We start from the raw sequence: 23,073 nt of genomic DNA on the forward strand, positions 1-23,073 counted from the left end.
GCATGCGAGGGATCCTGACGTGAGGAGGCTGGACGAGCCCGTGTGCGGACGGACGGCGCCATCATGGCGCGGGGCCCCGGGCGCGACGCAACAGGATTTCCGTAAGCTGGGGATCCCGGCCGGAGGGGATCACGCGAGGAGCGGTCCGTGCGAGACATCGCCGTGTTCAGCGGTAGTGCCCACCCCGAGCTGGCCGAGGAGGTCTGCGCCCAGCTGGGCGTGCCGCTCAGCCCCACCCGGGTCAGCCGGTTCGCCAACGACTGCCTCGAGGTGCAGCTGATGGCCAACTGCCGCGAGCGGGACGTGTTCCTCGTCCAGCCGCTGGTCGCACCGGTCCAGGAACATCTCGTCGAGCTGCTGATGATGTGCGACGCGGCGCGCGGCGCGTCGGCGGGCCGCATCACCGTGGTCATGCCGCACTACTCCTACGCCCGCTCCGACAAGAAGGACGCCCCGCGCATCTCGCTGGGCGGGCGCCTGGTCGCCGACCTGCTGGTGGCCGCGGGGGCGAGCCGGGTCCTCGCCATGACCCTGCACTCTCCCCAGGTGCACGGCTTCTTCTCCGTCCCGGTCGACCACCTGCACGCGCTGCGGGAACTGGCCGCGCACTTCCGGCAGTACGACCTCTCCCGCGCGACCGTCGTCTCACCGGACCTGGGCAACGCCAAGGAGGCCGCGGCGTTCGCCCGGATGCTCGGCGCCCAGGTGGCGGCCGGCGCGAAGCAGCGGTACGCCGACGACCGGGTCAGCATCAGCTCGGTGATCGGGGACGTCGCGGGACGGGATGTCATCGTGCTCGACGACGAGATCGCCAAGGGCAGCACGGTTCTCGAACTCCTCGACCGGCTCCGGGAGTCGGGCCCGCGCACCATCCGCCTCGCCTGCACGCACGGGCTGTTCGCGGCCGGTGCGCTCGGGCGCCTGAGCGAGCAGCCGGACGTGCTGGAGATCGTGTGCACCAACACCGTGCCGGTGCCGGTGGGCGACCACACGGACAAGCTGCGGATCCTGTCCATCGCCCCGGCGCTCGCCGAGGCGGTGCGCCGCATCCACAACGGCGAGTCGGTCAGTGCCCTGTTCGACGCCCGGCCGGCCGGCTGACGCCGAGGGCCTCGTCCAGGGTCGGCCACGGCGGCAGCAGCCGCGCCAGGCCGGTGATCCGCAGCATGCGCAGGGTCAGCGCGTGGGTGCACACCAGGTGCACCTGCCCGCCCCCGTCGAGCACCTGGCTCCGGGCCCGGTACAGCAGGCGCAGCCCGGAGCAGTCGAAGAACTCGATGCCGCCGAGGTCCAGGACGACCCGGGCGCCGGGACGGCCCGTCTCCCGGTCCAGGTACGGAGCGATCTCCGCCGCCGAGGCGATGTCGATCTCGCCCCGGAACTCCAGCACCGTGTGTCCCCGGTGGTGGCGCACACGTAGGTGCCGGGTGGGCGACGCGGATTCCTGCCGCACGAACCTTGCCTCCAGCCTGTCGCGGCCGCTCCGGCCTGCTTCCGGGGGCTCAACTACCCAGTCCGCTCGGAAAGTTACCCCGATCGAGCGAGTTTGAGCATGTTCGATTGACATATGTCATCGAAATCTCAGAGCCATGTCCGACCGCCCGCCGATCAGGGGGATGACCACGCCCGGTCGACCGCTCAGTCGATCTCGAGGACGAGCTTGCCCGTGGTGCGGCCGGTCTCGCCCAGTGCGTGCGCCCGCGCCGCCTCGGCCAGCGGGAACGTCTGTGCGATCGTGGCGCGCAAGCGTCCCGACTCGACCAGGCGGGCGATCTCCTCCATACCGGCCCGGTCGGCGTCGACCAGCATCCGCACCGCCCGCACACCCAGCCGGTCGGCCTCCTCGTAGAAGTCGTCCGACCCGACCGGCAGGATCGAGACCACCACTCCGCCCGGCCGCAGCACCCTGAGGGACCGCAGTGACGTGTCGCCGCCGATCGTGTCCAGGACGACGTCGACGTCCTTCACCGTCTCGGCGAAGTCCGTCTCCCGGTAGTCCACGGTCTCGTCCGCCCCGAGGGAGCGCAGGAACTCGTGCTTGCCGGCGCTCGCCGTGCCGATCACACGGGCACCCCGTGCCTTGGCGATCTGCACCGCCACATGGCCCACACCACCGGCCGCCGCGTGGACGAGCACCCGCTGCCCCGGCTGCACCTCCGCGCGCTCCACCAGGGCCTGCCACGCCGTCAGCGACACCAGGGGCAGGGCACCCGCCTGGACGTGGTCGATCCCGGACGGCTTGGGCGTGAAGGTGCGCGCCGGGGCGGTGACGTACTCGGCGTGGGAACCGTGGCCGAAGGGGTAGGACAGCATGCCGAAGACCTCGTCACCGGGACGGAACGCGGCGACGCCGATCCCCACCGACTCCACCACCCCCGACACGTCCCAGCCCAGTACGAAGGGCGGCTCGCCGAGGAAGCCGCCGGTCGCCCGGTGCTTCCAGTCGGTCGGGTTCACCCCGGCGGCACGCACCCGGACCAGTACCTCGTTCGGGCGCGGCTCGGGGCGTTCGGGCCGTACCTCCTTCAGGACCTCGGGACCGCCGAGGACGTCCTGGCCGATGGCGCGCATGGTGTTCATCGAGACCTCGCAACTGGGGGAGGGGAAGGGAGGGGACGGGCGGCAGGCTCTGCAACCGTGCCGGCCGGGTGGCTGCCCGCCGACTGTTTCCGCCGGGCCGGGACATCCGCAAGGTACAGGGCGGGGGCACGACGGCCCGTCGCCCGGAATCCTTCGGAGGAGACATGGCACTGGTCAACGCGGGCGTCGTGGTGCTCGACTGCGCCGAACCCGAGCGGCTCGCCGAGTTCTACAAGGGGCTGCTGGGCGCCGAGGAGAGCGACGTGAGCGCCAACCGGATCGAGATCGAGGGCCCCCGCGGCTTCCGCATGGCCTTCCGGCGGGACGTGAACGCCACCCCGCCGAGCTGGCCGCGCCCGGAGAACTCCCTCCAGGTCCACCTGGACTTCGTGGTGGCGGACCTGGACGAGGCGGAGCGCGCGATCGTGGGGCTGGGCGGACGTCCGGTGGAGGCGAAGGACCCGGCCGGCCCGCACGAGGAGCGCGGCTTCTCCGACCCGGCCGGCCACTCCTTCACCCTCCGCCGCACCCTCGCCCCGACGGCACCCAAGCAGGGCTAGGGGGTGTCGTTTGGATCTTGCCGGGGTCGGAGCCGGCCTGATCCGAACGACACCCCCTGGACGCTGCCGGGCGGCGCGGCTCAGTCCCGGCCCTTCGCGGGGACCGGCCAGGAACCGGTCGAGCGTTCGATGGCCTTGGCGCCCGTACGGTCCACGGCGCTGCGCACCGCGGCGAAGATGGCGCCCTGGATCGCCGCGGCCAGCAGGATCTCGCCCCAGCCGCGGTCCGGGTCGAGGGCGTCGGGCGCGTCGTCCTCGTGCCGGATCACCTTCCAGGTCTTCTGGAACGTCATTCCGGCCAGCGTGCCGCCCAGCCAGCCGAGCGCGAACCCGACGGGCTTGTAGGCGAGGGGGAGCTTCTTCTTCTTTTTCTTCGCCGTCTTCGCCATGGGAATCTCCTTGCCTGGTGTGCGCTGAATGGTCGTACGGATCCCGGGTCAGGGCCTGCCCCGCGCCGGCACCTCCTCCTCGGCCCGGGCCGGCCCCGGCGGGGTGCCATCGCCGAACGGACGCCCGCCCAGCTCCTGCCGGTGGTGGGGGGTGAGCCAGCCGGCCAGGTCCGGGCCCAGGGGCACGATGCCGGTCGGGTTGACGCCGGTGTGCACCTGGTAGTAGTGGCGCTTGATGTGGTCGAAGTCGACGGTGTCCCCGAATCCGGGCGTCTGGAAGAGATCGCGGACGTACGCCCACAGCACCGGGTTCTCCGTCAGCTTCCAGCGGTTGCACTTGAAGTGGCCGTGGTACACGGCGTCGAAACGGACCAGCGTGGTGAACAGCCGGATGTCCGCCTCCGTGATCGTGTCCCCGACCAGGTAGCGCTGCCGTTCCAGCCGGGGCGTCAACTGCTCCAGCCGCCGGAACACACCCGCGCACGCGGCCTCGTACTCCTCCTGGCCGGTGGCGAAGCCCGCCCGGTACACCCCGTTGTTGACGTCCTCGTAGACGCCCGCCATCACCTCGTCGATCTCGTCGCGCAGGGCCCGCGGGTACAGGTCGGGCGCGCCCGGCCGGTGCAGCGCGGTCCACTCGGTCGCGAGGTCGAGGGTGATCTGCTGGTAGTCGTTGGTGACGAGCGCCCCGCTGGGCACGTCCACGACCGCGGGCACGCTCACCCCGCCCGGGTAGCCGGTCTCCCGCCGGTCGTAGGCCTCGCTGAGGTAGCGGATGCCGAGGACCGGGTCGCGGCCGTCCGGGTCCAGCGTGAACCGCCAGCTGCGGTCGTCCTGGATCGGGTCGGCGACCGCCAGGGACAGGGCCTCCTCCAGGCCCAGCAGCCGCCGGGAGACCAGGGCCCGGCTCGCCCACGGACAGGCGCGGCTCACCACCAGGCGGTAGCGGCCGGCCTCCACGGGCCAGCCGTCCCGGCCGTCCGCCGTGATCCGGTCCGCGAAGTGGCTCCGGGACCGTTTGAACGCCTTCTTCCCGTAGCCGCTGTTCCCGGGCGTCCCGTCGTCACCGCTCATGCCCCTGCCTTCCTTCCGCCGTCCGAGTCCCTGCGTCGGTGGTCGTGTGCGTCGGTGGTTCCGTGCGTCCGTGTCCTCGACCGGCCGTGCGCCCTTGCACCGGCCCCTTGTAGAGGCGTTCCCCGTTTTCGCCGGTCGGCACTGGCGGCCACCCGCAGGGCGGGGTGTGAGGCGCGCCGGCCGGGGCAGTCGGGGCTTCGTGAGTGGGACAGCCGGGGAAGAGAAGCCGGGCCGGAAGGCCGACCGCAGGACACGCGTCACCGTACTCGTGGCCCTGGCGGCCAATCTGGTGATCGCCGTCGCCAAGGCGGTCGGCGGGTTCGTCGCGGGATCGCCCGCGCTGCTGTCGGAGGCGGCACACTCCGTCGCGGACAGCATGAACGAGATCTTCCTCCTCGCCGCACTGCGCCGCAGCCGCCGCCCCGCCGACCGAAGGCACCCCTTCGGCTACGGCAAGGAACGCTTCTTCTGGTCGCTCCTCGCGGCCGTCGGCATCTTCGTCATGGGCGGCTGCTTCTCCTTCTTCCAGGGTGTCGAGGCCCTGCGCACCGGCGCCGACGAGAACCTCGGCGGCTACGTGGCCGGACTGATCGTGCTGGGCCTTGCCCTGCTCGCGGAGGGCGGCTCCCTGCTGCGGGCCCTGCACCAGGTGCGGGGCCAGGGCGGGCTCGCCGACGGGATGCGGGACCCGGCGCTGCGCACGGTCGTCGCCGAGGACGGCACCGCGGTGCTCGGCGTCTGCCTCGCCATGACCGGCATGGTCCTGCACATGGTCACCGGCCAGGTGGTGTGGGAGGCTTGCGCCTCGCTCGCCATCGGCGCACTGCTGGTCTACGTGGCCTACCGGCTGGGCCGAGAGGCCCGCGACCAGTTGATCGGCGAGGCCGCCGACCCGGAGGCCAGCGGCCGGATCCGGGCACTGCTGCGCGCCCAGCCGGAGATCGACAGTGTCGAGGCGCTGTTCACCATGAAGACCGGCCTGGACTCGGCCCTGGTGGCCGCCCGCGTCGATCTCGTGCCGGGCCTGGACAGCGAACGGGTGGAGGAGGTCGCCGTGCGCATCAAGAGGTCGATCGCGCGCACCGTCCCCGAGGCGGACCAGGTCTTCCTCGACGTCACGGACCGGCCCGCGCGGGAGGCGGCGCAAAGCCCCGCCGCGACGGGGGAACGCGGCGGGGCCTGAACGACGTGTTCCCACAACCCGCCGGCCCATGCACGCAGATCCGGGAAACTCCCGCACGCCCGGTTCAGCCCGCGTGGGACGGCTCCAGGACGAAGACGGGGATCTCCCGGTCGGTCTTCTTCTGGTAGTCGGCGTACGACGGAAACGCCGCGACCGCGCGCTCCCACCACTGAGCCTTCTCCGCGCCGGTGACCTCACGCGCCGTCATGTCCTGCTTCCTCGGCCCGTCCTGGAGCTCCACCCGGGGGTCGGCGGTCACGTTGAAGTACCACACCGGGTGTTGGGGAGCCCCGCCCAGCGAGGCGACCGCCGCGTAGCGCCCGTCGTGCTCGACGCGCATCAGCGGCGTCTTGCGCAGCTTGCCGCTGCGCGCGCCCCGGGTGGTCAGCACGATCACCGGCAGCCCCGTGTCCCTCAGGGTCGTGCCCCGGGTGCCGCCCGAGCTCTCGTACAACTCGACCTGTTCACGCACCCACTGCGTCGGGCTGGGTTCGTACTCGCCGTCAAGAGGCATGTGCGTCCGTCCGTGTTCGTCGTGACATGGGGCCGGCGGACCGGCCCCTTCCCATCCTTACCGCATCCCGTCCCCCGAACCCCGTGCCGCTCGGCCAGTCACGGGGCGCGATCGGGGCCGCGGGAGGCCGCGATCACGCCATGCGCGTCGCGGCGGAGACCGGCACGCAAGGGTCCTACCACCCCTGGAGCGGTGTTCCCCGGCCAGTCTGCCTCCGCCACCGATCTGGCCGAACTTGCCGTCGCCCCATAGGTGCCCCAGGCATCTAATGAAGATCGATCCGACGCCCTCCTCGTCTGCGAGGTCTTCCATGACGGACACCGACACGACGACGCACACCCACCCGGCACCCGCCGTCGCCTTCCCGCAGGACCGGACCTGTCCCTACCACCCGCCCGCCGCGTACGACCCGCTGCGCGCCGCCCGTCCACTGGCCCGGATCACGCTCTTCGACGGCCGCCCGGCCTGGCTGGTGACCGGGCACGCCGCCGCGCGCCGGCTGCTGGCCGACCAGCGCCTGTCGACCGACCGCACCCGCGACGGCTTCCCCGCCACCTCGGCGCGCCTGGCCGCCGTGCGCGAGCGCAGGACCGCCCTGCTCGGCGTGGACGACCCCGAGCACCGCGTCCAGCGCAGGATGGTGCTCCCGGAGTTCACCCTCAAACGCGCCGCCGCACTGCGCCCGAGCATCCGGCGGATCGTCGGCGAACGGCTCGACGCGATGATCGCGCAGGGTCCGCCCGCCGACCTGGTGACGGCCTTCGCGCTGCCCGTGCCCTCGATGGTGATCTGCGCGCTGCTCGGCGTCCCCTACGCCGACCACGAGTTCTTCGAGGAACAGTCCCGCCGGCTGCTGCGCGGCCCCCTGCCCGCCGACACCAGGAACGCCCGCGACCGACTGGAGGCGTACCTGGGGGAGTTGGTCGACCGCAAGCGGCGGGCGCCCGGCGAGGGCCTGCTGGACGACCTGGTCCGGCGACAGGAGAGCGAGGGCGCGACCGACCGCGAACAGCTGATCGCCTTCGCGGTGATCCTGCTGGTCGCGGGTCACGAGACCACCGCCAACATGATCTCGCTGGGCACCTACACGCTCCTGACCAACCCCGGGCGGCTGGCCGACCTGCGTGCGGACCCCGCGCTGCTGCCCGACGCCGTGGAGGAGCTGATGCGCGTCCTGTCGATCGCCGACGGGCTGCTGCGGATGGCCACCGAGGACATCGACGTGGACGGGCAGACCATCCGGGCCGGCGACGGGGTCGTCTTCGCCACCTCCGTCATCAACCGCGACGAGAGCGTCTACCCCGAACCGGACGCCCTCGACTGGCACCGCCCGGCCCGCCACCACGTCGCCTTCGGTTTCGGCATCCACCAGTGCCTGGGCCAGAACCTGGCCCGCGCAGAACTGGAGATCGCCCTGCACACCCTCTTCGACCGGCTGCCCACGCTGCGCCTGGCCGCCCCGGCGGACGAGATCCCCTTCAAACCCGGCGACACGATCCAGGGGATGCTGGAACTCCCCGTGGCCTGGTAGGAGGCTCCCGGCATGCGTATCGGCATCGACAAGGACACCTGCATCGGCGCGGGCCAGTGCGCCCTGACCGCCCCCGGTGTCTTCACCCAGGACGACGACGGCTACAGCACGCTCAGGCCCGGCCGGGAGGACGGCGGCGGCAGCGCGCTGGTCCGGGAGGCGGCCCGCGCCTGCCCCGTCGGCGCGATCACCGTCTCGGAGCGGGTCGGCTGACCCCGGCCGCGCCCAGCAGCACCCGTGCCGCCTCCCGTGCCTGGCGCGCGGGCTCGGTACCGCCCGCAACGCCCGCCGTCACCATGGCGCCCTCCGCCAGCAGGAAGAGCTGCCCGCCCAGCGCGGCGGGCAGCCCCGCGCCGGCCGCCAGAGCGTCGAGGAAGGCGCGGAACGCCGCCTTGTGCGCCCGCACCCGCTCCGCCACGGCGGGTGAGGCGGGGCCGAGTTCGCCGTAGGCGTTGATCCAGGCGCAGCCGCGGAAACCGGGCTCCGCGAACCACACGCCGAGCCAGTCGAACACGGCCAGGACGCGCTCGCCGGGCTCCTCGTGCCGGCCGACGTACTCGGCGAGCCGCCCCCGCCAGCGCACGTCGCGCCGGTCCAGAGCGGCCACGACGAGCTGTTCCTTGGCCGGGAAGAGCTGGTAGAGGCGTTTGAGCGACACGCCGGAGGCGCCGCGGACCTCGTCCATGCCCACCGCCCGCACGCCCCGCGCGTAGAAGAGCCGCTCCGCCGCGTCCAGCGCCCGCTCCCGAGCGACCTCGCTGTCCATGGGGACCTCTTCCTTGACCGGAGAACGTGCGTTCTCCTACGGTAGCAGTCCAGTGGAGAACGCTCGTTCTCCACTGCTGCCCCTGGAGGTTCAGCCATGACGACGACCGACCGGCCGCCCCTGCCGCCGTTCACCCGGGAGACCGCCGAACGCAAGGTGCGGGCCGCCGAGGATGCCTGGAACACCCGCGACCCGCACCAGGTCGCCCTCGCCTACTCCGAGGACTCGGTCTGGCGCAATCGCGACGCCTTCCTCACCGGCCGCGCCGCCATCGTCGAGTTCCTGACCGCCAAGTGGCAGCGCGAGCGGCAGTACGCGCTGCGCAAGGACCTGTGGGCCTTCGACGGCAACCGCATCGCCGTCCGCTTCCAGTACGAGTCCCAGGACGCGGACGGCCAGTGGTGGCGCTCCTACGGCAACGAGTTGTGGGAGTTCGACGAGCACGGGCTGATGACCCGGCGCGAGGCGAGCATCAACGATGTGCCCATCGAGGAGGAGGACCGGCGCATCCTCGGTCCGAGGCCCGCCCAGTAGGGTTTCTGGATGAGCGACCGGGCTGGAAGCGGCAGGACCGCACGACCCTTCCTCTACGTCGTCGTCTGCGCCGCGGGCGTGGCCGAAGGCGTGGGCGGGCTGATCGACGCGGCGCGGGGACGCGGCTGGGAGGTCGGGGTCATCGCGACACCGGTCGCCATGGGCGGCTTCTTCGACGCGGACGCCGTCGAGGCGCGGACCGGCCGTCCGATCCGCTCGGCCTGGCGCACGCCCGGCGATCCGCGGCCCTTTCCGGCGCCCGACGCCGTCGTGGTCGCTCCCGCCACCTTCAACACGATCAACAAGTGGGCCGCGGGCCTGGCCGACACCCTCGCCGTGGCCACCCTGTGCGAGGCGAGCGGCCTCGGGGTCCCCGTCGCCGTCCTGCCGTGCGTGGGCGAGGCGCTGGCCTCGCACCCCGCCTACCGGGAGAGCCTGGCCCGGCTGCGCGCGATGGGCGTGCGCTTCGGCGACCCGTACGCCGGGGACGCGGGGGAGGAGGGCGGCCGCCCGGAGTTCGGCTGGGAACGGGCCCTCGACCTGGTCCAACGGCGCTGACCCGGCCGGGGCCCGAGCCCGCGCGAAGTCGTACGCTCGCCCTGGTACAGATGATCGGCGACGACGGGAGCAGCAAGGTGCAGTACGTGAAGCTCGGTTCGACGGGTCTGGACGTCTCGCGGATCTGCCTGGGGTGCATGACCTACGGCGTGCCCGACCGCGGCACGCACGAGTGGACCCTCGACGAGGCGGCCTCGCGTCCACTGATCCGGCAGGCGCTGGAGGCCGGCGTCACCTTCTTCGACACCGCCAACGTGTACTCCGACGGCACCAGCGAGGAGATCGTCGGCAAGGCGCTGGCCGACTTCGCGCGCCGCGACGACATCGTGCTCGCGACCAAGGTGAACGGCCGGATGCGCCCCGGGCCGAACGGCGCCGGACTCTCCCGCAAGGCGATCATGACCGAGATCGACCACAGCCTGCGGCGCCTGGGCACCGACTACGTCGACCTCTACCAGATCCACCGCTTCGACCCGCACACCCCGGTCGAGGAGACGATGGAGGCGCTGCACGACCTGGTGAAGGCGGGCAAGGTGCGCTACATCGGGGCGAGTTCGATGTACGCCTGGCAGTTCTCCAAGATGCAGTACACCGCCGAGCGGCACGGCTGGACCCCGTTCGTGTCCATGCAGAACCACTACAACCTGGTCTACCGCGAGGAGGAGCGCGAGATGCTGCCGCTCTGCGCGGACCGGGGCGTCGGCGTGCTGCCCTGGAGCCCGCTCGCCCGCGGCCGCCTCACCCGCGACTGGGACACCGCCACCGGGCGCAGCGCCACCGACAACTTCGGCAGCACCCTCTACCAGGAGGGCGACCGCGCCGTGGTGGAGGCCGTCACCCGCATCGCCGGTGAGCGCGGCGTCCCGCGCGCCCAGGTGGCCCTGGCCTGGCTGCTGCACCAGGACACGGTGACCGCGCCGATCGTCGGCGCCTCCAGGCCGGGTCACCTCGAGGACGCCGTGGCGGCGGTCGAACTCACGCTGAGCGAGAAGGAGATCGAGGAGCTGGAGCGGCCCTACGCGCCGCACCCGATCGCCGGTCACTGAGCGGGCAAGCGGCACCGTCGGGCACCGGTGCCTCAGGGGCCGGTGCCCGCGTCCAGGGCGGTGACGGACACCGACGACTCGTTGCCGCCGACCGGGACCTCGCCGGCCGTCCACTTCACCTTGAGGGGCTCCCGCTCGTCCGGCGGGGTGACGAGCAGCGCCGCCGGGGTGGCCGTGCGGGCGCCGCTGATCTGCGGACTGGAGAACGACAGCCCGGCCCACGCGCTCTTGCCCGGCGTCAGCGTGAGCGTCTCGGGGGAGCCCGGCGCGCGCTCGGGGTCCGGGCCCAGCTGCTTGCCGGACGCGTCCACGAAGGCGGCGCCCGGATAGCCGTACACCGTGCAGGTGCGGTCGGAGGTGTTGGTCAGCACGACGGGGAAGTTGCGCTGCCCTGCCCCCGGGTCCACGCGGCCGACGGTGGCCCGCAGTTCCGAGGTGTGGCAGCGGCCGTCGGTGCGGGCCGACGCGGAGGCCGAGCCCGCGGTGTCGGTGGGCGTGGCGTCGACCGCCGGCGCGCTGTCGCCGGGCGTCGCGCTGCCGCTGTCCGGGGCCGTGCCGGCCGTGCGGGCGGCCTGGCTCGGCTGCGGAGTGCCGCTCGATGCGGCGCTCTCGCTGCCGCAGGCGGTCAGCAGCCCGAGCAGCGCGGCCCCGCTCGCGAGCAGGGCCGTCCGGCGCAGCGGCTGGGACGTGTTCGCCATCGCTCCTCCACACTCCCGTCAAACTCGCGTGCGGTCCCGGCGCGACCGGCATCGCACACCCCCGTACTGCGAGTGTCCCGCGGCACGGCCCGGGAAACGAGGGGCGCACTCCGCATCGGGGCGGGTGGCTCACGCCTCGTCGTCGAGCAGCCCCAGCTCCGCCCAGATCGTCTTGCCCTCGGCCGTGTGCCGGCTGCCCCAGCGCTGGGTGAGCTGAGCCACCAGCAGCAGCCCGCGCCCGCCCTCGTCCCAGGTCCTGGCCCGGCGCAGGTGCGGCGCGGTGTGGCTGGTGTCGGAGACCTCGCAGATCAGGGTGGCCGTGTCGTGGATCAGCCGGAGCCGGATCGGCGGGGAGCCGTACCGGATCGCGTTGGTGACCAGTTCGCTCACGACCAGCTCGGCGGTGAAGGTCGCCTCCAGCAGGTTCCAGTCGGAAAGCTGGTCGAGGACCTGCTTGCGTACCGGGGCGACCAGCGCGGGGTCGGCGGGGATGTCCCAGGTGGCGACCTGTCCGGCCGGCAGCCCCCGGGTCCGGGCCAGCAGCAGCGCCACGTCGTCGGCGGCGCTGCCCGACGGGAGGAGGCGGTGCAGCACCCGGTCGCAGGCGGTGTCCAGGGAGTCGGCGGGGGCGGCCAGTGCCTCGCGCAGCAGCGCCTGGCCGGCGTCGGTGTCCCGGTCCCGGCTCTCGACCAGTCCGTCGGTGTACAGCGCCAGCACGCTGCCCTCGCGCAGCTCCAGCTCGGCCGACTCGAAGGGCAGTCCGCCCACGCCCAGCGGGGGCCCGGAGGGCAGCTCGACCTGCTCCGGCGGACCGTCCGGCGGGACCAGGACGGGCGCCGGGTGCCCGGCCCGCGCCATGGAGCAGTGCCGCGACACCGGGTCGTACACCACGTACAGACACGTCGCGCCGACCTCGCCCGCCCGGTCGTCGCCGGACTCCTCGGACAGCCGGACGACCAGGTCGTCCAGATGGGTGAGCAACTCCTCGGGCGTCAGGTCGATGTCGGCGAGGGTGCGGACGGCGGTGCGCAGCCGGCCCATCGTGGCCGAGGCCGGGATGCCGTGGCCGACGACGTCCCCGACGACCATGGCGACCCGCATTCCGGACAGGGGGATGACGTCGAACCAGTCGCCGCCGACGCCCGAGCGGGCCGCGGGAAGGTAGCGGGAGGCCGCCTGCACCGCGGCGGTGGGCGGCAGCCACCGGGGCAGCAGACTGCGCTGCAGGGTCAGCGTGGCCTCGCGCTCGCGGGAGTAGCGGCGGGCGTTGTCGATGCAGACGGCGGCGCGGGCGCTGACCTCCTCGGCCAGCAGCACGTCGTCGTGGGTGAACGGGTCGGGACGCCGGAACCGGGTGAAGACCGCGACGCCGAGGGTGGTGCCGCGGGCCTGGAGCGGCACCGACATCGTGGAGTGGATGCCGTACTCCTTCACCCGCCGCAGGCGGGCGGGGTCCCACTGGAGCCAGCGTTCCAGGTCGCCGTAGGCCTCCGAGGCCACGATCACCTGCCCCGAGAGCAGGCACTCGGCCTGGGGAGAGCCGGCCGGGTAGACGTCCAGCCGACCAATCTCCGCCACCGCCTGTGGGCCGCCCTCGGTGATCGACCGGTGCGCGGTGCGGCGCAGAGCGACCGGCGGTTCGACCAGGGTGGCGGGCTCGCCGCCGTGCTCGTGCGGATCCAGCAGGTCGACGCTGACGAAGTCGGCCAGCGGGGGAACGCACACGTCCGCCAGCTCCTCGGCCGTACGCGTGACGTCGAGGGTGGTGCCGATGCGCACGCTGGCCTCGTTGACCAGTTGCAGCCGCTCCCGGGCGCGGTGCTGCTCCGTGAAGTCGTGGGCGCTGACACACACGCCGAGCACCTGACCGTCGGCGTCGGTGAGTGGCGCGATACGGGCGTTCCACGCGTGGGCGCGGCTCTCGCCGACGGCCCTGAGGCGGGTCTGCAGGTCGTGCCGGCGGCCGGTGGTCAGCACGCGCCGCATCTGCCGTTCCAGCTCCGCGTTCTGCGGCCGGGCGCTGAAGTCGGTGGCCCGCAGTCCGCGCACGCGGTCGGGCGGGAGCCCCAGCAGCCGCGCCATGGCGTCGTTGACCCCGCGCAGCAGGAGCCGCTCGTCGAAGATCATCATGGCGCAGGGGGACTGGGTGAGGGCTGCCCTGACCAGCGGGTCGTCCTCCGGTTCCGGACCGGATCGCAGTGGGGTGGCCGCGAGCCACGTGGGCGGGGCGCCGTCCGCAGCCGGTCTGCGGTGCGCGAGCACCCACACCGACACGGTGTGTCCGTCGCGGTGCCGCAGGGCCAGGGTGCCGCTCCACTGGTCGTCGTCGTGTCCCGGCGGTGTGCCGTCGTGGTCGTCCGCGAGCAGGTCGGCGGCGGGGTGCCCGACCACCTCGGCCGCCGGGTGGCCGAGCAGCAGGCGGGCGCCCTCGTTCCACTCCCGCAAGGTGCCGGAGCCGTCGACGACGGCGCGGGCCGTGGCGGCATCGTCGAACGGGTTGACCGGACTCATCGTCGCCACTCCATTGCGCACACTCACGGTGATCAGCGCGTCACCTTGTTTCCAGCCTAGTGGGTTCGGGCGCCGTGCGGATCCGTACTCACCGGGCGCAGGGTGCCCGACCGCCCCGCGTATCACCGGACCGGTCGGGCGACGCAGGGTAGAAAGTGCTTTCCGCGGCCTTGACGGGTGCGTATGGCTCGACGTCAGAATCTGTTTGTTCGCGATCGCTTGTGAGTACTTCTGAGTGCTGATGAGCCTCGATGAGTTCTGATGAGGGAGATCCGTCATGACGGTCACGCGCAGATCGGTTCTGATCGCCTCCGCCGCCACGCCCGCGGCGGGGATGGCGCTCGCCGCCCCGTCGGCGTGGGCCGCGGACGCGACCGGCGGCTCGGCGGGCCGCAGCACCGTCTCCCTGCGGGACGGCTGGCGCTTTTGGCTGATCGACCCCGACGGCGCGGCCGAGGACGTCACGGACGCCGCCGATCCCGCCCACGACGACTCGCGGTGGCGCGAGGTCGCCGTCCCGCACGACTGGAGCATCGAGCAGGCGCCCACCACCGAGCACGGCACCACCAGCGGCACCGGCTTCCTGCCGGGCGGTCTCGGCTGGTACCGCCTCGCCTTCACGCTGCCGCCCGCCCTCGCCGGTAAGCGGATCTCGGTCGAGTTCGACGGCGTGTACATGGACTCCCGCGTCCACTGCAACGGCCGGGAGGTCGGCCACCACCCCTACGGCTACACCGGCTTCGCCCTCGACCTCACCGATCTGCTGCACACCGACGGCCGCACCGAGAACGTCCTCGCGGTGCGGGTGCGCAACCAACTGCCGAGCAGCCGCTGGTACTCCGGCAGCGGCATCTACCGCGAGGCCCGGCTGGTCGTCACCGAGCCGGTGCACGTACGCCGCTGGGGCACGTACGTCACCACGCCGCGGGTGGGCGAGGACAGCGCCCTCGTCCGGGTCCGGACGTCGGTGGTGAACGCCGCGGGCACCGCGCGCGAGGTCGAGATCCGGTCGGCGGTGAAGGACGCGGACGGCCGCACCGTGGCCCGCACCGCCTCCACGGTGGACGTCACCGACGCGGCGTCCGCGACCCACGAACTCACCGTCGCACGCCCGCGGCTGTGGGACTTCGCGAGCCCGCACCGCTACACCCTGCACACCGAACTGCGCGTGGGCGGCCGGACCGTCGACACGTACCGCACCCCGTTCGGCATCCGCACCTTCCACGTCGATCCGGAGGAGGGCTTCCACCTCAACGGCAGGTACGCCAAGATCAAGGGCGTCGATCTGCACCACGACCTCGGCGCGCTCGGCGCCGCCGTCAGCATCGACGCGATCCGCCGCCAGATGACCCTCATGAAGTCGATGGGCGTCAACGCCTTCCGCACCTCGCACAACCCGCCCTCGCCCGAGATGATCGAGGTCTGCGAGGAGATGGGCATCATCATGCTGGTGGAGGCCTTCGACTGCTGGCGCACCGGCAAGAACCGCTACGACTACGGCCGGTTCTTCGACGAGTGGTGCGAGCGGGACGCCACCGAGATGGTGCTCGCGGCCCGCAACTCGCCCGCCGTCGTCATGTGGTCCATCGGCAACGAGGTCCCCGACTCCACCGCCACCGCCGGACTCGCCATGGCCGACCGGATCATCGAGGCGATCCGCGCCGCCGACGACACCCGTCCGCTGATCATCGGCTCGGACAAATACCGCCGGATGCCCGCCAAGGGCTCCGCCGCCGACCTGATGCTCGCCAAGCTCGACGGGCTCGGCCTCAACTACAACACCGCCAAGTCGGTGGACGACCTGCACGCGGCCTATCCGCACCTGTTCCTCTTCGAGTCCGAGTCGTCCTCCGAGACCTCCACCCGCGGCACCTACCAGGAGCCCGAGCACCTGAACACCGGCGAGAACCACACGCCGGGCAGGCGGGCCACCTCGTCCTACGACAACAACCTCGCCTCCTGGACGATGAGCGGCGAGTACGGCCACAAGAAGGACCGGGACCGCAAGTGGTTCGCCGGGCAGTTCCTGTGGTCCGGCATCGACTACATCGGGGAGCCCACCCCCTACGACGTCTTCCCGGTGAAGGCGTCCTTCTTCGGCGCGGTCGACACGGCAGGGTTCCCGAAGGACATGTACCACCTGTTCCGCAGCCAGTGGACGGACGAGCCGATGGTCCACCTGCTGCCGACGACGTGGAACCACCGCGTGGGCGACACCGTCGAGGTCTGGGCCTACACCAACGTCGACACCGTCGAGCTGTACCTGAACGGCAAGTCCCTCGGCACCCGCCGTTTCGACACCAAGAAGACCGTCGACGGCCGGACCTACCTGGAGACCACCGAGGCCACCGGCGACGACAAGACCTTCACCGGCGGCCCCTACCCCGGCAGCTACACCAGCCCGAACGGCAGCGCGGGCAAGCTCCACCTGACCTGGCAGGTGCCCTTCGAGGCGGGCGAGCTGAAGGCCGTCGCCCGGCGCGGCGGCAGGACGGTGGCCACCGACGTCCTGCGCACCGCCGAGGCGCCGCACGCCCTGCGCCTCACCCCGGACCGCGAGTCCGTCGACGCGGACGGCCGCTCCCTGGTCTTCGTGACCGCCGAGGTGGTCGACCGGCACGGCGTGGTGGTGCCGGGCGCCGAGCACCTGATCTCCTTCGACGTCGCGGGCGGCTCGCTCGCCGGACTGGACAACGGCCGCCAGGAGAGCGCGGAGCGCTACCAGGCGAGCACCCGCACCGCCTTTCACGGCAAGGCACTGGCCATCGTCCGGGCCGGCACCCGGCCGGGCACGCTCCGGGTGACGGCGCGTGCGGACGGTCTGCGCACGGCCACCGCGGCGGTGCGCGCCCGGCGGGCCGAGGACCGGTCGACCACACCGGCCGCGGAGTTCCGCCCCGGGCATCCGGCGCCCGTGGAGCACCCGTACGCGGACGCGAGCTACTCGGGCCGGACCGACACCCTCCCCGCCGCCGTGCTCGACGGCGACCCGGCCACCGGCTGGTCCAACGGCTTCCACAAGGCGGCCACCGCCCTGCTGCCCGCCTTCGACGGAGCCCGCGCCGAGGACTGGATCTCGGTCGACCACGGGCGCACGCGCACCTACGACCGGGTCGAGGTCTCGTTCACCGTGGACGACGGGCACAGCCTGCCCGCGGCCGTCGGAGTGGACGTCTGGGACGGCCGTGCCTGGCGTGCGGCCGAGGAGGTGCGGACCGACTGGGCCACCGCCTCCGACACGCCCACGGTCATCGGCTTCCGTCCGCTGCGCGGGACCCGGATCCGTCTCACGCTGACCAGCCGTCACCCCGGTGAGGCGCGGGGAGCGGTCCGCGTCAGCCGCCTGGAGGCACCCGCCGCCTGAGCCGCGTACCACGGTCCGGGCGGGAACCGGTCGGAAAACCGGTCCCGTCCGGACCGTTGACGGCGTGTCATGTCTGCCACAAGCATGTCCTGCGACCGCATTTGGGAGCGCTCCCATTCATGGCGAGCGCCACCTCCCCCGAGGAGCCCGGACGTGAAAAGACGCAGAACCGCGCTCGTCTCCCTGACGGCCCTGCTGGCGGCGGCCGTCACCGCGCTGCCCGCAGCCCCGGCCGGCGCCGAGGAGACCGAGCAGGTCAGGAACGGCACCTTCGACAACGGCACGGACTCCTGGTGGACGAGCAGCAACGTCACCGCCGCCGTGACCGACGGCCGGCTGTGCGCCGACGCCCCCGGCGGCACCACCAACCGCTGGGACGCCGCCCTCGGCCAGAACGACGTCACCCTGGTCGCGGGGGAGTCGTACAAGTTCTCCTTCACCGCCACCGGTACGCCCGCCGACCATGTGGTCCGGGCGATCGTCGGCCTGTCGGTGTCCCCGTACGACACCTACTTCGAGGTCAGCCCGCAGCTGAGCGTCTCGGGCAACACCTACTCGTACACCTTCACCTCGCCCGTCGACACCGCTCAGGGCCAGGTCGGCTTCCAGCTCGGCGGCACGCCCGACGCCTGGCGGTTCTGCGTGGACGACGTGTCCCTGCTGGGCGGTGTGGCGCCCGAGCCGTACGTGCCGGACACCGGGCCGCGGGTGCGGGTGAACCAGGTCGCCTACCTGCCGTCGGGGCCGAAGAACGCCACGCTGGTCACCGACGCGACCACCCGCCTGCCCTGGCAGCTGAAGGACGACGCCGGGCGGGTCGTCTCGCACGGCTGGAGCAAGCCGCGCGGCGTCGACGCCTCCTCCGGGCAGAACGTCCACTCGATCGACTTCGGCCGCTACAAGAAGCGCGGCGAGGGCTACACCCTGGTCGCCGACGGCGAGACCAGCCGCCCCTTCGACATCGGCACGGCCGCATACGAGCGGCTGCGCCTGGACTCGGCGAAGTACTACTACACGCAGCGCAGCGGCACCGCGATCAGCGACGAACTCCGCCCCGGCTACGGACGTCCCGCCGGACACGTGGGCACGGCGCCCAACCAGGGCGACACCGAGGTGCCCTGCCAACCCGGCGTGTGCGACTACACCCTCGACGTCTCCGGCGGCTGGTACGACGCCGGCGACCACGGCAAGTACGTCGTCAACGGCGGCATCTCCACCTGGGAGCTGCTCAGCACCTACGAGCGCTCGCTGCACGCCCGCACCGGGGAGCCCCGCAAGCTCGGCGACGGTTCACTCGACATCCCCGAGAGCGGCAACCGGGTGCCGGACATCCTCGACGAGGCACGCTGGGAGCTGGACTTCCTGCTGAAGATGCAGGTGCCGCAGGGAGAGCCACTGGCCGGGATGGCGCACCACAAGGTCCATGACGAGCAGTGGACCGGGCTGCCGCTGCTGCCCAGCGACGACCCGCAGAAGCGCGAGCTGCACCCGCCGACCACCGCGGCGACCCTCAACCTGGCGGCGACGGCCGCGCAGGCCGCCCGCCTGTACCGCCCCTACGACCGGGAGTTCGCCGCGAAGGCGCTCGACGCGGCCCGCACCGCCTGGAAGGCCGCGCTCGCCCACCCGGACCTGCTCGCCGACGAGAGCGACGGCATCGGCGGCGGCGCCTACCCCGATGCCAAGGTCGCCGACGACTTCTACTGGGCCGCGGCCGAGCTGTACCTGACGACGGGGGAGCGGGACTTCAAGGACCACGTGCTGAAGTCCCCGGTGCACACCGCCGACATCTTCGGGCCGATCAGCTTCGACTGGGCGAGCACCGCGGCGGCCGCCCGCCTCGACCTGGCGACCGTCCCCAGCCGGCTCCCCGGCCGCGACCACGTCCGCCGCTCCGTAGTCCGGGGCGCCGACGGCTACCTGGCCACGCTGAAGGCCCATCCGTACGGCATGCCCTACGCGCCCGCCGGCAACGTGTACGACTGGGGCTCCAGCCACCAGATCCTGAACAACGCGGTCGTCATCGCCACCGCCTACGACATCACCGGCGGTGCCAAGTACCGCGACGGCGCCGTCCAGAGCATGGACTACATCCTGGGCCGCAACGCCCTGAACATGTCGTACGTCACCGGATACGGCGAGGTCAACGCGCACAACCAGCACAGCCGCTGGTACGCCCACCAGCTCGACCCCGCCCTGCCCGCGCCGCCCGACGGCACCCTGTCCGGCGGTCCGAACTCGAGCATCCAGGACCCCTACGCGCAGAGCAAACTCCAGGGCTGCATCGGCCAGTTCTGCTTCATCGACGACATCCAGTCCTGGTCGACCAACGAGCACACGATCAACTGGAACGCCGCGCTGGCCCGGATGGCCTCCTTCGTGGCGGACCAGGGATGACCGGCTGACCCCTGCGCATCGCGCCCGAGGGCCGCGCCGCTTCCGCGGAAGAATGCGGAAAGCCGGTGCGGCCCTCTCGGCATGCTGGGGATCATGGCATGCCTGGGATTCTGACCTTCTTTCAAAGGCGGCCGATGTTGCCCGGTCGCCTTGTTGACCATGAGTGGTTTGTGCGAGAGTGAAGCACCCGTGCGGGGGGTAAAGGCCGGGTCTCGCACGCGCTTTGACGGGCCGGGTCCGATTTCGCCATGGCGAATTCACGCCTCCCGCGCTCCGCCCAAGAGGTACACACCAATCCGTGGGTCTTTTTCGGCGATCGGAACTTCTGAGTCACCTGCGCGTGGGAAGGAAACATCTCAGTGCCCACCCCCCACCCCCCTCGGCCCGCCCACCCGCCCTCCGGCGGGGATCCCGGGGAGTCCGACGAGTTGCTGGCCGCGCGGCTCCGGGACGGCCCGGAGAACGAGGCCGCCCGGATCGCCGCGCTGCTGATGGCCCGGCACTGGCAGCCGGCCCACGACTACGCGACCATCTGCCTGGCCACCTCGGCCCAGGTCACCGGCATGGTCACCGCCGCGGCCTGGCACCGGGTGCTGGCCCGTCTCGCCGAGGGCGAGCCGGCCACCGCGCTGCGCCCCCGGCTGCTGGTGGCCGTGCGCGACACGGTCCGCCAGTGGTCCGGCGACGACGCGATATCCGGTGCTCTGCCGCAGTTGCTCAAACCCGCAGGGGGACGGGGTATGCGGGCGGCGAAGTCCCTGACTCCGGAAAACCGCACGCTGGCGGCCCGGGCATTCGCTTCTCTTCCCGGACCTGCCCGTTGTTTGCTGTGGCACACGGAGGTCGAAGGAGAGTCCATAAGCGTCCCGGCCGGTCTGCTGGGCATGGACACCGACACCGCGTCGGCCACTCTCGAACAGGCGCGTGAGAAATTCCGCGAGGGATGTCTGCAGGCCCACCGGCAGCTCGCGCCGAGCCAGGAGTGCCGCTTCCACAGCCGACTGCTCGACGTCCCGATTCGCCGGGGCGGTGCCCTGCTGCCGGACGTCCGCAAGCATCTGGCGGACTGCCGTCACTGCCGGCACGCGGCCGATCAACTCGGTCACTTCGAGCGGGAGTTGGGCACGCTGATCGCCGAGGCCGTGCTGGGCTGGGGCGCCCGGCGCTATCTCGACTCCCGCCCGGCGCGCGCGACGCTGGGCGTGCTGGCCAAGGGCGCCGCCCGGCATCGCGGCTCACGCACCGGGCTGCTGGCCCGGATCCCCGTGCCCGTGCTCCGGGTGCCGGGCCGCCCGCGCTCCGGCCGGTCGGTGCTCCGGCAGTTCGGCGCCGCCTCCGCCGGGGTGCTGGCCATCGTGCTCGTGGTGAGCGTGTGGTCCTACGACGGTGGCGGCGCCGATCCGGCCGCCTCCACCAGCGCGGTCGACGGCGACGGCGAGACGTCCGCGACGAGCCGTCCGAAACCGCCCGACGCGGCCGGGATGCCCACGTCGGCGGACCGCACGCGGCTGCGCAACGTCGCCGCGAACCTGTGCCTCGACGTCCAGGGCGAGCCGAAGGCCGGAGCGGGTGCCCGGCTGGCGGAGTGCTCCGAGGCCGGGACCCAGCAGTGGACCTACGAGGACGACGGACTGCTGCGCAGCGTCGCCGACCCGGGGCTGTGCCTGGACTCGCGGGCGGACGCCGGAGTCGTCATTCTCGGTACCTGCGCCGACGAGGGAACCGAGCGCGGCGAGGACGTGCGCTACGAGCTGACCGGCCGGGGCGAGCTGGTGCCGCGCGGACAGAAACTGCTCGCGCTTGCCACGACCACCCGCGCCCCGGACGCCGACATCGTCGTCAAGGTGCACGACGGCTCCGACGACCAGCGCTGGCGCACCGACCCGGTGCCGACGGCGGAGGGCTCCCTGTCTATCGCCCGTACCGACGCCCCGGGGGCGCGGTCCGTGGACCTGTCCGGCGGCTGAGGAGGACGGTGCGCCCCGGTGTGCGCCGATGGCATCGTCAGCGGAGTGGAGGGGCGGTGCCGCCGTCCCTCACACCGGGTCCTCCACCAGGTCCGCGGGCCCCGGGGTGGCCGGTGAGGCGTGCCCGGACAGGGCCAGGGTGAGATCCAGTTCGGCGAGCAGGCAGCGGATCACGTGTTCGACACCGGCCTGGCCGTCCAGGCCGAGACCGTAGACGTAGGGACGGCCCAGGAGCACCGCACGGGCCCCGAGCGCGAGTGCCTTGAAGACGTCGTCGCCGGTGCGGACACCGCTGTCGAACAGCACGGTCAGCCGGTCGCCGACCGCCTCCACCACGCGCGGCAGGGCATCGGCCGCCGCGACCGAACCGGCCACCTGGCGGCCCCCGTGGTTGGAGACGACCACGCCGTCCATCCCGGCGTCGGCGGCGAGCCGGGCGTCGTCCGGATGCAGGACGCCCTTGAGGACGATCGGACCGTCCCAGTTCTCCCGCAGGAACGCCAGGTCGGGCCAGGACTTGGCCGGATCGGAGAACATGCCGACGAAATGCATCACCGCCGCGTTCGGGTCCTCGTGCACCGGCTTGGCCAGCCCGGCCCGGAAGGCCGGGTCCGAGAAGTAGTTGGCGGTGCCGACTCCGTGCAGGAACGGCAGGTACGCCTGGTCGAGGTCGCGCGGGCGCCAGGACAGCAGCGGCGTGTCCAGCGTGACGAACAGCGCCGTGTACCCGGCCGCCCGGGCCCGGTCCAGGAAGCTGCGCGCCACTTCGCGGTCCCGCGGCCAGTACAGCTGGAACCAGCGCTCGGCGTCGCCCATCGCCTCGGCGACCTCCTCCATGGGCGTGCTGGAGGCGGAGGAGAGGATGTACGGCACGCCCTGGGCCGCGGCGGCCCGGGCGGCGGCGGGCTCCGCGTCGGGATGCATGATCGACAGCACGCCGACCGGCGCGAGCGCCAGCGGGGCGGACAGGGCGCGGCCCAGCACCTCGACGCGCAGGTCGCGTTCGTGCACGTCCCGCAGCATGCGCGGAACGATCCGGCGCCTGGCCAGCGCGGCCCGGTTGGCGCGGGCGGTGCTGCCGTCGCCCGCGCTGCCCGCGACGTATCCGAAGGGGCCGGGCCCCAGGCGCCGCTCGGTGAGCTCCTCGAGCCGGGTCAGGTCGGTGGGCAGGCGCGGGACCGCGCCCGTCATGCCGTTCAGATAGATCTCGTACTGGAAATCCGCCCAGTGCTTCGGCATCCCAGGTCCGCCTCTCGTCGTCGAGCTCGCGCTGCCGGCACCATACCCGCGGGTATGCCGGGGGTGGCGGTCAGGGTCGACGGACCCTGTTCCGGGGGTGTTTCAGGCCTATTGGCAAAGGTGCGGATCACGCCATTCGGCCAGTTCTGTTCTCAATAATCG

20 protein-coding genes are annotated in these 23,073 nt (G+C 72.5%); 11 read left to right on the forward strand and 9 right to left on the reverse strand.

All coding sequences use genetic code 11. From position 1 onward, the window contains the following. Window positions 1-147 precede the first annotated feature (147 nt). Complete coding sequence (locus ACFYZ3_RS10345; protein ID WP_388515187.1) at window positions 148-1,101, forward strand: ribose-phosphate diphosphokinase; 954 nt, start codon at window positions 148-150, stop codon at window positions 1,099-1,101. On the opposite strand, the gene ACFYZ3_RS10350 is transcribed toward ACFYZ3_RS10345, so the two are convergent. Next, complete coding sequence (locus tag ACFYZ3_RS10350) at window positions 1,067-1,453, reverse strand: anti-sigma factor antagonist (protein WP_388515188.1); 387 nt, start codon at window positions 1,451-1,453, stop codon at window positions 1,067-1,069. The two genes, ACFYZ3_RS10345 and ACFYZ3_RS10350, sit on opposite strands and share 35 nt — an antisense overlap. 185 nt (window positions 1,454-1,638) lie before the next feature. Then, the gene (locus tag ACFYZ3_RS10355) at window positions 1,639-2,580 is read right to left on the reverse strand and encodes an NADP-dependent oxidoreductase (RefSeq protein WP_388515189.1); all 942 of its coding nucleotides are present in this window, start codon (window positions 2,578-2,580) and stop codon (window positions 1,639-1,641) included. Window positions 2,581-2,744: 164 nt separating this feature from the next. On the opposite strand from ACFYZ3_RS10355, the gene ACFYZ3_RS10360 reads away from it, so the two are divergent. Continuing rightward, a complete protein-coding gene (locus tag ACFYZ3_RS10360) occupies window positions 2,745-3,140 on the forward strand; it encodes a VOC family protein (protein ID WP_003978082.1) in 396 nt (131 codons plus the stop codon). 80 nt (window positions 3,141-3,220) lie between these two features. Here ACFYZ3_RS10360 and ACFYZ3_RS10365 read toward each other — a convergent pair whose 3' ends face one another. Next, the gene (locus ACFYZ3_RS10365) at window positions 3,221-3,529 is read right to left on the reverse strand and encodes a DUF4235 domain-containing protein (RefSeq protein ID WP_003978083.1); all 309 of its coding nucleotides are present in this window, start codon (window positions 3,527-3,529) and stop codon (window positions 3,221-3,223) included. 48 nt (window positions 3,530-3,577) lie between these two features. Next, entirely contained in the window at window positions 3,578-4,603 is a 1,026-nt protein-coding gene (locus tag ACFYZ3_RS10370) for a glutathione S-transferase family protein (protein WP_388515191.1), read from the reverse strand. A 166-nt stretch (window positions 4,604-4,769) separates the two neighbouring features. On the opposite strand from ACFYZ3_RS10370, the gene ACFYZ3_RS10375 reads away from it, so the two are divergent. Further along, the gene (locus tag ACFYZ3_RS10375) at window positions 4,770-5,786 is read left to right on the forward strand and encodes a cation diffusion facilitator family transporter (protein WP_388515193.1); all 1,017 of its coding nucleotides are present in this window, start codon (window positions 4,770-4,772) and stop codon (window positions 5,784-5,786) included. 64 nt (window positions 5,787-5,850) lie between these two features. On the opposite strand, the gene ACFYZ3_RS10380 is transcribed toward ACFYZ3_RS10375, so the two are convergent. Next, window positions 5,851-6,300, reverse strand: coding sequence for a nitroreductase family deazaflavin-dependent oxidoreductase (locus ACFYZ3_RS10380; RefSeq protein WP_388515195.1), 450 nt, complete (start codon window positions 6,298-6,300; stop codon window positions 5,851-5,853). 310 nt (window positions 6,301-6,610) lie between these two features. Between ACFYZ3_RS10380 and ACFYZ3_RS10385 the strand changes: the two genes are divergently transcribed. Together ACFYZ3_RS10385 and ACFYZ3_RS10390 are read left to right on the forward strand one after the other, a co-directional pair. Next, complete coding sequence (locus ACFYZ3_RS10385) at window positions 6,611-7,831, forward strand: cytochrome P450 (protein WP_388515197.1); 1,221 nt, start codon at window positions 6,611-6,613, stop codon at window positions 7,829-7,831. A 12-nt stretch (window positions 7,832-7,843) separates the two neighbouring features. Then, entirely contained in the window at window positions 7,844-8,044 is a 201-nt protein-coding gene (locus ACFYZ3_RS10390; protein WP_115740476.1) for a ferredoxin, read from the forward strand. Here ACFYZ3_RS10390 and ACFYZ3_RS10395 read toward each other — a convergent pair. Further along, on the reverse strand, window positions 8,019-8,597 hold the full coding sequence (locus ACFYZ3_RS10395) for a TetR/AcrR family transcriptional regulator (RefSeq protein WP_388515199.1): 579 nt from the start codon (window positions 8,595-8,597) through the stop codon (window positions 8,019-8,021). The two genes, ACFYZ3_RS10390 and ACFYZ3_RS10395, sit on opposite strands and share 26 nt — an antisense overlap. Before the next feature lie 96 nt (window positions 8,598-8,693). Between ACFYZ3_RS10395 and ACFYZ3_RS10400 the strand changes: the two genes are divergently transcribed. The 3 genes from ACFYZ3_RS10400 (at window position 8,694) to ACFYZ3_RS10410 (ending at window position 10,735) form a co-directional block, all read left to right on the forward strand. Further along, the gene (locus ACFYZ3_RS10400) at window positions 8,694-9,131 is read left to right on the forward strand and encodes a nuclear transport factor 2 family protein (protein WP_388515201.1); all 438 of its coding nucleotides are present in this window, start codon (window positions 8,694-8,696) and stop codon (window positions 9,129-9,131) included. 9 nt (window positions 9,132-9,140) lie between these two features. Continuing rightward, entirely contained in the window at window positions 9,141-9,689 is a 549-nt protein-coding gene (locus tag ACFYZ3_RS10405; RefSeq protein ID WP_388515203.1) for a flavoprotein, read from the forward strand. Between the two features lie 77 nt (window positions 9,690-9,766). Next, window positions 9,767-10,735 carry an aldo/keto reductase gene (locus ACFYZ3_RS10410; protein ID WP_388515975.1) on the forward strand — a complete coding sequence of 323 codons (969 nt, stop codon included), beginning with the start codon at window positions 9,767-9,769 and terminating at the stop codon, window positions 10,733-10,735. Between the two features lie 32 nt (window positions 10,736-10,767). On the opposite strand, the gene ACFYZ3_RS10415 is transcribed toward ACFYZ3_RS10410, so the two are convergent. After that, the gene (locus tag ACFYZ3_RS10415; protein WP_388515205.1) at window positions 10,768-11,433 is read right to left on the reverse strand and encodes a DUF4232 domain-containing protein; all 666 of its coding nucleotides are present in this window, start codon (window positions 11,431-11,433) and stop codon (window positions 10,768-10,770) included. A gap of 129 nt (window positions 11,434-11,562) precedes the next feature. After that, a complete protein-coding gene (locus tag ACFYZ3_RS10420; protein ID WP_388515207.1) occupies window positions 11,563-13,944 on the reverse strand; it encodes a SpoIIE family protein phosphatase in 2,382 nt (793 codons plus the stop codon). 277 nt (window positions 13,945-14,221) lie between these two features. Between ACFYZ3_RS10420 and ACFYZ3_RS10425 the strand changes: the two genes are divergently transcribed. The 3 genes from ACFYZ3_RS10425 (at window position 14,222) to ACFYZ3_RS10435 (ending at window position 21,672) form a co-directional block, all read left to right on the forward strand. Beyond that, window positions 14,222-17,308, forward strand: a complete 3,087-nt coding sequence (locus tag ACFYZ3_RS10425) for a glycoside hydrolase family 2 TIM barrel-domain containing protein (RefSeq protein ID WP_388515209.1) — start codon at window positions 14,222-14,224, stop codon at window positions 17,306-17,308. Window positions 17,309-17,461: 153 nt separating this feature from the next. Beyond that, complete coding sequence (locus ACFYZ3_RS10430; RefSeq protein ID WP_388515211.1) at window positions 17,462-19,705, forward strand: cellulase; 2,244 nt, start codon at window positions 17,462-17,464, stop codon at window positions 19,703-19,705. A 359-nt stretch (window positions 19,706-20,064) separates the two neighbouring features. Further along, window positions 20,065-21,672, forward strand: coding sequence for an RICIN domain-containing protein (locus ACFYZ3_RS10435; protein ID WP_388515213.1), 1,608 nt, complete (start codon window positions 20,065-20,067; stop codon window positions 21,670-21,672). Between the two features lie 69 nt (window positions 21,673-21,741). Here the strand turns inward: ACFYZ3_RS10435 and ACFYZ3_RS10440 are convergent, their stop codons facing one another. After that, entirely contained in the window at window positions 21,742-22,911 is a 1,170-nt protein-coding gene (locus tag ACFYZ3_RS10440) for a lactate 2-monooxygenase (RefSeq protein ID WP_388515215.1), read from the reverse strand. Window positions 22,912-23,073: the final 162 nt, after the last annotated feature.

The sequence above is a fragment of the Streptomyces sp. NPDC001599 genome, assembly GCF_042893535.1.
Classification (GTDB): domain Bacteria; phylum Actinomycetota; class Actinomycetes; order Streptomycetales; family Streptomycetaceae; genus Streptomyces.